General features: G+C 32.8%; 11 protein-coding genes. 10 read left to right on the top strand and 1 reads right to left on the bottom strand.

Going from position 1 to position 12,596, the window contains the following annotated elements; translation table 11 throughout:
* The first annotated feature begins 26 nt into the window (after window positions 1–26).
* From buk to K8M07_RS06460, 6 genes are all read left to right on the top strand, one after another.
* Window positions 27–1,094: a butyrate kinase gene (gene buk / locus K8M07_RS06435; protein WP_223377080.1), complete on the top strand. Its 1,068-nt coding sequence runs from the start codon at window positions 27–29 to the stop codon at window positions 1,092–1,094.
* A 157-nt stretch (window positions 1,095–1,251) separates the two neighbouring features.
* On the top strand, window positions 1,252–2,517 hold the full coding sequence (locus tag K8M07_RS06440; RefSeq protein WP_223377081.1) for a Glu/Leu/Phe/Val family dehydrogenase: 1,266 nt from the start codon (window positions 1,252–1,254) through the stop codon (window positions 2,515–2,517).
* 295 nt (window positions 2,518–2,812) lie between these two features.
* Entirely contained in the window at window positions 2,813–3,706 is an 894-nt protein-coding gene (locus K8M07_RS06445; protein ID WP_223377082.1) for a DNA-3-methyladenine glycosylase family protein, read from the top strand.
* 226 nt (window positions 3,707–3,932) lie between these two features.
* Entirely contained in the window at window positions 3,933–4,214 is a 282-nt protein-coding gene (gene groES / locus K8M07_RS06450; RefSeq protein WP_223377083.1) for a co-chaperone GroES, read from the top strand.
* Between the two features lie 164 nt (window positions 4,215–4,378).
* Window positions 4,379–6,016 carry a chaperonin GroEL gene (gene groL, locus K8M07_RS06455; protein WP_223377084.1) on the top strand — a complete coding sequence of 546 codons (1,638 nt, stop codon included), beginning with the start codon at window positions 4,379–4,381 and terminating at the stop codon, window positions 6,014–6,016.
* A gap of 215 nt (window positions 6,017–6,231) precedes the next feature.
* A complete protein-coding gene (locus K8M07_RS06460; protein WP_223377085.1) occupies window positions 6,232–6,615 on the top strand; it encodes a VOC family protein in 384 nt (127 codons plus the stop codon).
* Between the two features lie 10 nt (window positions 6,616–6,625).
* Here K8M07_RS06460 and nfsA read toward each other — a convergent pair whose 3' ends face one another.
* On the bottom strand, window positions 6,626–7,372 hold the full coding sequence (gene nfsA, locus K8M07_RS06465; protein WP_223377086.1) for an oxygen-insensitive NADPH nitroreductase: 747 nt from the start codon (window positions 7,370–7,372) through the stop codon (window positions 6,626–6,628).
* A 241-nt stretch (window positions 7,373–7,613) separates the two neighbouring features.
* On the opposite strand from nfsA, the gene guaB reads away from it, so the two are divergent.
* The 4 genes from guaB to K8M07_RS06485 all read left to right on the top strand — a co-directional run bounded on the left by guaB (window position 7,614) and on the right by K8M07_RS06485 (window position 12,592).
* On the top strand, window positions 7,614–9,065 hold the full coding sequence (guaB, locus tag K8M07_RS06470) for an IMP dehydrogenase (protein WP_223377087.1): 1,452 nt from the start codon (window positions 7,614–7,616) through the stop codon (window positions 9,063–9,065).
* A complete protein-coding gene (guaA, locus tag K8M07_RS06475) occupies window positions 9,062–10,549 on the top strand; it encodes a glutamine-hydrolyzing GMP synthase (RefSeq protein WP_411741959.1) in 1,488 nt (495 codons plus the stop codon). Before guaB ends, guaA begins: the two co-directional genes overlap by 4 nt.
* A 227-nt stretch (window positions 10,550–10,776) precedes the next feature.
* Window positions 10,777–11,742 carry an N-acetylglucosamine kinase gene (locus K8M07_RS06480; protein WP_223377089.1) on the top strand — a complete coding sequence of 322 codons (966 nt, stop codon included), beginning with the start codon at window positions 10,777–10,779 and terminating at the stop codon, window positions 11,740–11,742.
* Entirely contained in the window at window positions 11,735–12,592 is an 858-nt protein-coding gene (locus K8M07_RS06485; protein ID WP_223377090.1) for a MurR/RpiR family transcriptional regulator, read from the top strand. Before K8M07_RS06480 ends, K8M07_RS06485 begins: the two co-directional genes overlap by 8 nt.
* Window positions 12,593–12,596: the final 4 nt, after the last annotated feature.

Below are 12,596 nucleotides of genomic sequence, written 5' to 3' on the forward strand. Positions count from 1 at the left end.
AATTCAGCAATAAAGGAGGGATAATAATGACCCATAAAATATTAGCTATTAATCCAGGTTCGACTTCTACAAAGATAGCTTTGTTTGAAGATGAGAAAGAAATATTTACTGAAACGCTGGATCATCCGATAGAGGAGATTGAAAAATATGATAAAGTTCAAGATCAATTCGAGATGAGAAAGGATATAGTAATTTCATTTTTAGAGGAAAAGGGATACGATATAAATGAGTTATCAGCTGTAGTGGGAAGAGGTGGAATGCTTCCTCCAGTAAAATCGGGAGCTTATGAAGTGAATGAGATAATGCTCGAAACTCTTGAAAAAAGACCTGCTATGGAACATGCATCTAATTTAGGTGCACCTATTGTATATGAAATAGCGAAGGTTGCAGGAGTTAGTGCCTATATATATGATTCAGTAAGAACAGATGAATTACAGGATATAGCTCGTATATCTGGCATGCCAGATATACCAAGGACAAGTACAAGTCATGTTCTTAATACCAGAGCAGTAGCAATAAAAACAGCTGAAAAGTACGGTAAAAAATATCAGGATATGAATTTTGTTGTTGCTCACTTAGGTGGTGGAATATCTTTAAATGTTCATGAAAAGGGGCAGATAGTTGATATAGTTTCAGATGATGAAGGACCATTTTCACCAGAAAGAGCTGGTAGAGTGCCATGTAGACAGCTTATAGATTTATGTTATTCAGGTAAGTTTGATAAAGCCACTATGCATAAAAAATTAAGAGGTAATGGTGGAATAAGAGCATATCTTAATACTTTAGATGCTAGAGAAGTTGAGAAGATGATTGATAATGGAGATGAAAAGGCAAGAAAAGTCTATGAAGCAATGGCTTACCAAATTGCTAAGGGCATAGGTGAACTTGCAACTGTAGTAGAAGGAAAAGTGGATTTTATTATTTTAACAGGCGGAATTGCTTATTCTGATATTATGACTTCTTGGATAAAAAAACGTGTAGAGTTTATTGCACCAGTTGAGATCGTTCCTGGTGAAAATGAGATGGAATCACTTGCTTATGGAATACTTAGAGTATTAAGAGGAGAAGAGAAAGCTAGAGAATATGTAGAATAGAGACACTGTAGTTTTTTGTATTTGTTTGTACTTGCACTTATTATAATACAGTGTTAAAATAGAGTTGGCGAAAAGATAAAATTATAACAAATTATAAAAGGTATAAATAATTCTTTATGAAAATGTTTTCATAAGCATAATTTAAGGAGGTATAACTATGGCAAAGGAAAATTTAAATCCATTAAAAAATTCTCAAAATCAGGTAAAAGCTGCTTGTGACAAATTAGCATTAGACCCAGCAGTATATGAAATACTAAAAGAGCCACAAAGAGTTATTGAGGTTAATATTCCTGTTAGAATGGATGACGGAAGTATTAAAACATTCAAAGGTTTCAGAGCTCAACATAATGACGCAGTAGGTCCAACAAAAGGTGGAGTAAGATTCCATCCAGGAGTAAACATAGACGAAGTTAAAGCTCTATCAATATGGATGACTTTCAAAGGTGGAGTTATGGGACTACCTTATGGTGGAGGTAAAGGTGGAGTTATAGCTGACACACTAAGCCTATCCCAAGGAGAACTAGAAAGACTTTCAAGAGGATATATAGATGGACTTTATAAGTACTTAGGAGAAAAAACAGATATTCCTGCACCAGATGTAGGAACTAATGGACAAGTTATGGCATGGATGGTAGATGAGTACAATAAATTAACTGGAACTTCTGCTTTAGGTGTTATTACTGGTAAACCAGTTGCATGGGGTGGCTCAGAAGGTAGAAATGAAGCAACAGGATTTGGTGTTTCGATAATTACAAGAGAAGCAGCAAGAGAAGTAGGCATAGATATGAAGAGTGCAAAAGTTGCTATTCAAGGATTTGGTAATGTAGGTCGTTATACTGTTAAAAATGTTCAAAGACAAGGAGCTAAAGTAGTAGCTATTGGAGAATGGGCACCATCAGTAGGAACTTATGCTTTATATAATGAAGACGGATTAGATTTTGCAGATATGGAAGCTTACATGAACGAACATAAGAACTTAGTAGGATATCCAAAGGCAAAACAAATTTCTCTTGATGAATTCTGGGAATTAGATGTTGATATATTGATCCCAGCAGCTTTGGAAAATGCTATAACTAAAGAAGTAGCTGAAAAAATAAAAGCTAAATTAGTATGTGAAGCAGCTAATGGTCCAACAACTCCAGAAGCTGACGAAGTATTAAATGAAAGAAAGATTCCTGTTACTCCTGATATTTTAACTAATGCAGGTGGAGTAGCAGTATCATACTTTGAGTGGGTACAAAACCTACAAGGATATTATTGGTCAGAAAAAGAAGTAGAAGAAAAACAAGAAGCTAAAATGGTTGAAGCATTTAAAGATGTATGGGCTCTTAAAGAAGAAAAAGGCGTTACAATAAGACAAGCTGCATACATGATTTCAGTTAAGAAAGTAGCTGAAACAATGAAATTAAGAGGATGGTATTAATCTACACGATATAGATTTAGTTTAAGTTATGATTTAAATGTAATTTGGATACAATAATAATATCAAAGCTTTGTGTGGTATCAATAATTAACTTAAGCAATGCTTTACAAAATAGAATATCATTAGGCAAATCAAACTATCAATAAAAAACCCTCAGAACTCGTACTTCTGAGGGTTTTGCCATTTGGGTACTCCCATCATAAACCCTAATTAAGGTTGTTCCTCATCTTTTTTTATGTTCTAAAGTTTTGGGTATAATAGTAAAAGTGATCTTAATATGGGAAGGAGCAATAGAATGAATTATAAAATCATAGAAAAGGATAACAAGATAATATTAAAGGATATGAAAAATTTCGAACCAAAGCATATATTTGAATGCGGACAGGCATTTAGATGGCATGTAGAGGAAGATGGAAGCTATACCGCTATACATAAAGGTAAAGTAATCAATGTTAAGAGAGAAGGAAGAGATGTAGTATTTTCTAATACTAATCGGTCTGATTTTGAAAATATTTGGTTTAACTATTTTGATTTAGGCAGGGATTATAGTAAAATAAAAGAAGAATTGTCTAAAGACTCAGTATTAAAAGAAGCAATTAAATTTGGTCAAGGTATAAGGATACTTAATCAAGAACCTTTTGAAATTATCATTTCATTTATAATTTCGGCTAATAATCAAATTCCACGAATCAAAAAATCCATAGAGCTTATTAGTAGAAGTTATGGAGAATATATAGATACATACAATGGAAGAAAATATTTTTCTTTTCCAACGCATGATATCTTAGCAGATGCAGATATAGAAGATTTGGAAAAGAATCACAAAGTAGGATATAGGGCAAAATATATAGTGAATACTTCAAAGATGATAAAGCAAGGTAAAATCGATTTAGATTCCATATATTCACTTTCAACTGCTGAAGGACAGGAAAAGCTCAAAAAATTTCCTGGAGTTGGTCCTAAGGTTTCTAGTTGCATATTGTTATTTGCATTTAACAAGGATAATGCTTTCCCAATTGATATATGGGTCAAAAGAATCATGGAATATTTTTATTTAGAAGAGGATACAAAATTAAAGGATATATCTAAATTTGCAAATAAAAAGTTTGGAGACTTAGCAGGATTTGCACAACAATACCTATTTTATTATGCAAGAGAACTAGGAGTAGGAAAAAAGAATAAAAGATAAAATGGATGAAGAGAGTTTTGAAATGACATCATTGCATAATAATAAAATAAAAAAAGAGGATAGTGAAGAAAAATCAATAAGATTACAGTATTTGATGAAATATGATGAAATTTAGGACTTGATTCATGTTTTCTTATTAAGTAACATAATAAATGTACATATTAGCACTCATCTTAAGTGAGTGCTAATAAAACGTAAAAAACGAAAAATACAAGGAGGTAATGATATGAACCTTAAACCACTAGGTGATAGAGTAGTTATAAAAATAGTAGAAGCAGAGGATAAAACCAAATCTGGAATAGTTCTTCCAAGCTCTGCTAAGGAACAGCCTCAAATGGCTGAAGTTGTTGCTGTAGGAGGAGATATAGCTAACGATGATAAGAAAAAGAATCAAATTAAAGTAAACGATAAAGTAATATTCTCTAAATATGCAGGAACAGAAGTTAAGATTGATGGTGAAGAATTGACAATACTTAAATTTAACGATATTTTAGCTGTAGTAGAATAGTTGGACAATGTACAGTTAAAATCGAAATGATGATCTTGATCCTCTGCTATCTAACGACAGTAAGATTAATTCTGTCTATTGCAGGGTGACGATGGTTTGCATTTGGTATGGGCGATATTTGATCGCCAGATAGAACTGAAATAAAAAGAGGAGTGTGAAATATAATGGCCAAAGAAATCAAATTTAGTGAAGATGCTCGTAAAGCTATGGAAAAAGGAATTAATAAATTAGCAGATACTGTAAAGGTAACTCTTGGTCCAAAGGGAAGAAATGTAGTATTGGATAAAAAATTTGGTGCACCACTTATCACTAATGATGGTGTGACTATTGCTCGTGAAATAGAATTAGAAGATAGATATGCAAACATGGGTGCACAACTTGTTAAAGAAGTTGCTACAAAGACTCAAGATGTAGCAGGAGATGGTACTACAACTGCAACATTATTAGCTCAAGCTATCGTAAGAGAAGGTTTAAAGAATGTAGCAGCTGGTGCAAACCCAATAATATTACAAAATGGTATTAAAAAGGCTGTTAATAAAGCAGTAGAAGAAATCAAGAGATTTTCAAGAGATGTAGAAACTAAAGATGATATAGCACAAGTTGCTTCTATTTCAGCTGGAGATGAAGAAATAGGAAAATTAATTGCTGAAGCTATGGAAAAAGTAGGTAATGATGGAGTTATTACAATAGAAGAATCTAAATCCATGGGAACTACTTTAGATGTAGTAGAAGGTATGCAATTTGATAGGGGATATCTATCTGCTTATATGGCAACTGATACGGACAAGATGGTTGCTGAATTAGAAGATGCATATATTCTTATAACTGATAAGAAGATTTCAAACATACAAGATGTATTACCAATATTGGAACAAATAGTTCAACAAGGTAAACCATTACTTATAATTGCAGAGGATGTAGAAGGAGAAGCTCTACCTACATTAGTAGTAAATAAATTAAGAGGAACATTTAACTGTGTAGCAGTTAAAGCTCCAGGATTTGGTGATAGAAGAAAAGAGATGCTTCAAGATATAGCAATACTTACTGGTGGTCAAGTAATATCAGAAGAATTAGGATTCGACTTAAAGGAAACTACAATCGATATGCTTGGTAAAGCGAGAAGAGTACAAGTAGATAAAGAAAATACAGTAATAGTTGATGGAGAAGGCAATCAATCTGATATTGAAGATAGAGTAAATCAAATAAGAACTCAAATCGAAGAAACTGACTCAGAATTCGATAAAGAAAAGCTACAAGAAAGGCTTGCGAAACTAGCAGGCGGAGTTGCAGTGATTGAAGTAGGTGCTGCTAGTGAAACAGAACTTAAGGAAAGAAAATTAAGAATAGAAGATGCATTATCTACAGCTAGGGCAGCTGTTGAAGAAGGTATGGTTCCAGGTGGTGGAACAGTTCTTGTAGATTGCATACCTGAAGTAGCGAAACTAATAGACGTAACACAAGGAGACGAAAAAACTGGGGTAAGAATAATAACTAGAGCATTAGAAGAACCAGTAAGACAAATAGCTAAAAACGCTGGATTAGAAGGTTCAGTAATAATAGAAAAAGTAAAAGGATCTGATGTAGGAGTTGGATTCGATGCATTAAATGAAAAATATGTAAATATGATAGAAGCAGGAATTTCAGATCCAACAAAAGTTACTCGTTCAGCATTACAAAATGCAGCATCTGTTGCAGCTATGATATTAACAACAGAATCTGCAGTAGTAGACGCAGAAGAAGAAGACCCAACTGCTGGTATGCCTGCTGGCGGTGGAATGGGTGGCGGAATGCCAATGATGTAGTATCAAAAACCTCTGAGGAGACTCAGAGGTTTACTATTTTCCATTATATATCTTAATATATTCTCATAAATATTAATAGTAGTATATAAATGTTTAAAGAGCACTTCTTTTACTAAAGAATAGATAAGAAATATGTGTTAAAATATATAATAGGTTTTAAATTAATAAAATTAGGATATATATAATCATATAAAACAATTAAAGGAGTGAAATTTATGAAATACGAGTTATTACATACTTGCATTAGAGTAATGGATTTAGAGAAGTCTTTAAAGTTTTATGAGGAGGCTTTAGGATTAAAGGAAACAAGGAGAAAGGATTTTCCAGAAGATGAATTTACCTTAGTATACTTAAGTGATGAATCAGGAAATTATGAGATAGAGTTAACATACAACTATAATCCTGATAAACCTTATGAACTGGGAAATGGGTTCAGTCATATAGCAGTTTCAGTAGATGATCTAGAAGCTTCTAGAGAAAGACATAAAGAGATGGGATATAAGGTTACTGAACTAATAGGATTACCAGGAGAGAAACCAAAATACTATTTTGTCACTGATCCAGATGGATATGATGTTGAGGTTCTAAGAGCAAAATAATAAGCATAACTTAACCATTCAAAAATCCTATATTTCTCAAAAATTCTCCCGTCTCATCCCTACTACTTTTGGAGAAGGCTTTACAAGATTTTTTTGTCCAAGTTTCATCAGACTTGCCATTGGTTCTTTTATTATAATATTCTTTCATAGTTTTATTGTATTCATTTATTAATTCATCATCCTTTGTCTGATCATAATAATCTATTTTGTGAACAACCTCTTTTGGCAATCTAGGTTTTAGACCTGGATTGTCATCTGGATATCCTAAACATAATAAGAATAGTGGAGCCACTAAATTAGGCAGCTTAAATATATTATGAACCTCTTGCATATTATTTCTCATACCTCCAATAACAACTCCACCAAGACCTAAGCTCTGTGCAGCTATCAATGCCTTTTGAGCTGCTAAGGCAGTATCAATAACTGCCACGGTATATAATTCAGCATTGCTAAATACATCAGTATTTGCAATATCCATATATTTCTTACTTCTGTTCAAATCTGCACAGAATAACAAAACTACCGGTGCTTTAACTACCCACGGTTGGCCTCCAGATATCTGAGATAATTCTTCTTTCTTCTTTTTATCCTTAACTTCAATTATTGTATATGTTTGTAAATTGTTTGATGTTGGTGCCATTTGAGCACACTTAATAATAGTATCCAATATGTCATTATCTACTTCTTTGTCCCTATATTTTCTAATTGAAACATGGTTCATGAGCAAATCTATTGTATTGTTATTTATTAAAATCAACCCCTCTTAAAGTATTTAGTTTTAATTTTCACTTTTAATATATCCAAGTATATCGATTTTATAAACTAATAATTTCTTATCTATCAAACAATATGTATCTGAATAAAATTTCTTGCTATTGAAATTAATATTTGTTATACTATAAGGAAAAAATATTATCTGCAATATATACATAAGTTTATATTTAATTTAACTATATTTGTAGTATACTATTAATATAAATTTAGAGGAGGGTTTACTATTGGAATTCGTTGGAGAAGGCTTAACCTTTGATGATGTACTATTACAACCTGGTAAATCAGAGGTATTACCTAAAGAAACAAAATTAAATACCTATTTAACTAAAAAAATAAAATTAAACATCCCATTAATGAGCGCAGGAATGGATACTGTTACTGAAGCAAGGATGGCCATAGCTATGGCTAGAGAAGGTGGTATAGGTATAATTCATAAGAATATGAGTATTGAAGAGCAGGCTCTAGAAGTGGATAAGGTAAAGAGATCTGAGCATGGCATAATTACAGATCCTTTTTCTCTTTCAAAATATCATGATGTTTCAGATGCCTTAGAATTAATGGAGAGATATCATATATCAGGGGTTCCTATTGTAGAAGAAGATGGCAGGTTAGTCGGTATAATTACTAATAGAGATATCAGATTTGAAGTTGATACGAGTAAAAAAATAGAGAAAGTAATGACTAGTGAAAATTTAGTTACTGCTAAAAAGGATATCAATATGGATGAGGCTTTGGAAATAATGAAACAGCATAAGATAGAGAAGTTACCTTTAGTAGATGAGGACTATAAATTGGCTGGACTTATAACTATAAAGGATATAGAAAAATCCATTGAGTATCCTAATTCAGCAAAAGATGAATCTGGAAGATTGGTAGTAGGAGCAGCTGTAGGTATTACAGAAGATATGTCGAAAAGAATTGATGCATTAGTTAAATCTAAGGTTGATGTAATAGTCGTTGATACAGCTCATGGTCATTCTAAAGGAGTAATAGATGCAGTTAAGAGAATTAAATTAGAGTACCCAGATATTGAATTAATAGCTGGAAACGTGGCAACAGGTGAAGCCACAGTAGAATTGATTGAAGCAGGTGTTGATGCAGTAAAAGTAGGAATTGGTCCTGGATCCATTTGTACTACAAGAGTAGTTTCTGGAATTGGTGTGCCACAGATAACTGCGATTATGAACTGTGCAGAAGCAGCAAAGGAATATGGAGTGCCAGTGATTGCAGACGGTGGAATAAAATATTCAGGAGATATTACTAAGGCACTAGCAGTAGGAGCTAATACAGTCATGATAGGTTCATTGTTTGCAGGTACTAAGGAGAGTCCAGGAGAAGAAGAGTTGTATGAAGGTAGAAGATTTAAAGTGTATAGAGGTATGGGATCTATAGGAGCAATGAAAGCAGGAAGCAAGGATAGATATTTCCAAGAAGATACTAAAAAGCTAGTACCTGAAGGAGTAGAAGGTAGGGTTCCATATAGAGGACCATTAGGAGATGTTGTGTATCAACTTATTGGTGGAGTAAGATCAGGCATGGGATATGTAGGAGCTAAGGATATTAAAGAATTACACCAAAAGGCTAAACTCATCAAGATAACAAGTGCATCTTTAATAGAAAACCATCCCCATGACATACACATAACTAAAGAAGCACCTAATTACAGCAGAAGATAAGGGAGGATTTAAAGTTGATATTAATTCTAGATTTAGGGGAAAAATTTAGCAGAAGTTTAGGAAAAAAAATAAGAGAGAGTAAAGTTTATTGTGAAATAGTATCTTATGATTACTCTGTAGATAATATTAAATCAAAAAAGCCAGAAGGAATTATAATAACAGGTGGAGAAATTGAAGATGCATCTTTAATGGATAAAGATATATTTAAATTAGGAATACCTGTTTTATCAATTGAATATGATACAGAATCTAATGCTAAAGATTATAATTTTGAAACAGTAACCGTGGATAGAGAAAGTCTATTGTTTAATGGATTGAATGAAAGTTTACAATTATGGATGGATAAGGAATACGTATTTGATAGTATTCCACAGGGATTTGAAAAGGTTGCAGAATCAGGAGAAAATATTGTAGCTATTGAAAATAAGGATAGAAAGATCTATGGTGTAAAATTTCATCCAGAGATTGAAACTTCTAAAGAAGGTAAATATATAATCGATAATTTTCTATTTAAGATTTGTAATTGTGATAAGAGCTGGAATATGGAGCAATTTGTTAATAACAGTGTAAAAGAAATAAAGAGACAAGTAGGAGATAAAAAGGCTTTATGTGCATTATCTGGTGGAGTGGATTCATCTATATGTGCAGCACTGGTGCATAAAGCTATTGGAGACAACCTAGTCTGTGTATTTGTAGATCATGGACTACTGAGAAAGTATGAAAAGGAACAGGTAGAAAGAGAATTTAGAGATGAATTCCATATGAACCTCATAACTGTAGACGCTAAGGACAGATTTTTAAATAGATTAAAAGGAGTAACAGATCCAGAAAAAAAGAGAAAGATTATAGGAGAAGAGTTCATCAGAGTTTTTGAAGAAGAACAGAGTAAATTAACTGAAATTGAATTCCTGGTACAGGGAACTATATATCCAGATGTAATCGAATCCGGAACAGATGGTAAATCGGTAGTAAAGAGCCATCATAATGTAGGAGGGCTACCAGAGGATATAAACTTTGAATTGATAGAACCTGTAAGACAATTGTTTAAAGATGAAGTCCGAGAGGTAGGACGACTTTTAGGAATTTCTGATGAAATTGTAAATAGACAGCCCTTTCCAGGTCCTGGATTAGGAGTTAGAGTTTTAGGCGAAGTTACAGAGGAAAAGCTAGATATAGTAAGAGATGCTGACTATATATTTAGGAAAGAGATAGAAAAAGCAAAGTTGAATGATAAAATCTGGCAATACTTTGCAGCTATCCCTGAAATGAAATCCGTAGGAGTAACTGACGGAGAGAGAACCTATAACTATACAATAGTACTAAGAGCAGTAAATAGTATAGATGCCATGACTGCTCAATGGGCCAAAATTCCATTAGAAGTATTGGAGAAGGTATCCGATAGGATAGTAAATGAGGTATCGTACGTAAATAGAGTGGTATATGACATAACAAATAAACCACCTGCTACAATTGAGTGGGAGTAACACTCAATGAAACGAGCGATAGGAGAGTTGAATTGCTGGCATTATCGCAACCTACGGCGAGAGTAAACAACAAAAAACTTTGCATATGCCACTAGGACAAGGGAACTAAACTTCCTTGTTCTATTATTTTGGAAGGGATGAAAAAACATTTCAGATTTGAATCATATATTGAAAAATATTTTCATATATACTATAATAAAAATAATAATAGAATTGGAGTGTTCTAGATGTATATAGTAGGAATCGATGGAGGAGGAACTAAAACCGTTGGATATTTATCGGATACTAATGGTAATATTTTATCAGTAGCTAAAAGTAGTTCATCAAATTATTTGTCTGCAGGAGTAGAAAAAGCAGAAGAATCATTAAAAGAAGTTCTAAAATCCCTGTGTATTTCTAATAATATTACTTTTGATGATATTCTGCTAATTTCTTTAGGCTTGGCAGGCGTTGGTAGAGAAAAGGATAAACAAGTTATTAAAGCTATTTTAATAGAGATAGGCATTAAAGGAGAAAAACTAATAAACAATGATGCGTATATTTCATTAGTAGGGGCTCATGGTAAAAGTGAAGGGGTAATTACTATAAGTGGAACGGGTTCAATTACATTAGGATTAGACGGGAATGGAAAATTATTTAGAGTTGGGGGATGGGGTCATATATTAGGAGATGAAGGAAGCGGCTACTATTTTGGTAGAGAAGGATTGATGACTATGGTAAAATCTTACGATGGTAGAGAAAGTCCGACCTCTATAACCGACAAAATCTTGAACTATTTAAGTTTTTCAACTGTAGATGAAATAATCTCTTACGTATATAATAACTTAGACAATAAAATTAAGATATCATCCTTATCAAAATTAGTAGTTGAGGCTGCAGAAGAAGGTGATAGTGTGGCAAAAAAGATAATTACAGAAGGGCTAGCAGAGCTAGTAAATATGACAATGACAGTAGTTAAACAAATGGATAATAATTTAGATATAGCTTTATCAGGTGGAATATTTGAAAATTCCATTTTAATGAAACGAAAGTTTAGGGAAATGTTACTTCAGCAAAAACCTAAATTGAATATTATTGAAAATAAATACAACCCAGGTATAGGGGCCTTGATAGTAGGGTGGGAACATATGAAAGTTAAATACGATAATTCAAAATTACTAAAACAGATTAAGGATGTTGATATATATGTCTGATACAATACTTACTAAGATGAGACAAGGAATGGCTAGTTTTACACCTTCTGAACAGAAGATTGCTAGCTATATATTAGAAAATCCACAAGAAGCTATGAATTTGTCAGTAGTTGAAATGGCTGAAAAGAGCAAAACAAGCGAGGCTAGTGTAGTTAGGTTCTGCAAAACACTTGGTCTAAAAGGATATCAAGAACTGAAGATCTCTATATCTATGAGCTCCATTGGAGAATCTACAAAGGAAAAAATTCTTCACGAAATGATAAATGCAAATGATACGCCAGATATAATATTAAATAAATTATCAGCTGGCAGTATCCAAGCTATTGAAGACACAAATAATATTTTAAATATTTCCAGTCTAGCCAATGCAATAGAAAAGATAAATGAATGTGAGAAAATATATCTTTTCGGGGTAGGTGCTTCATCAATAGTAGCTTTAGATGCTCAATATAAATTTTCAAGAATTAATATACCTACTTTTATGTTTTTTGATCACCATATTCAATTAACATCAGCGGTACATTTAACAAAAAAAGACGTTGCAATAGGAATTTCTCACACTGGAAGAACTATGGAAGTAATTGATGTTCTTAAGATAGCCAAAGGCAAGGGTGCCACTACCATATCCATAACTCAATATGGAAAATCGCCAATACAAGAGGTCTCTGATATAGTCTTGTATACTGCAAGTGTAGAAAATAATTTTAGATCTGGGGCTATGGCATCTAGAATTGCTCAGTTATTGGTGATTGACAGCCTATTCATAGGTGTGGCATGTAAACGTTATGATGAAGTTATTGAATATTTAAAGATTACTAGAGAAGCTTTAGAGGATAAGAGATATAAATAGGGAG

Origin of the sequence: Schnuerera sp. xch1 (genome assembly GCF_019931165.1) — a bacterium.
Classification (GTDB): Bacteria; Bacillota; Clostridia; order Tissierellales; family Tepidimicrobiaceae; genus JAIOUP01.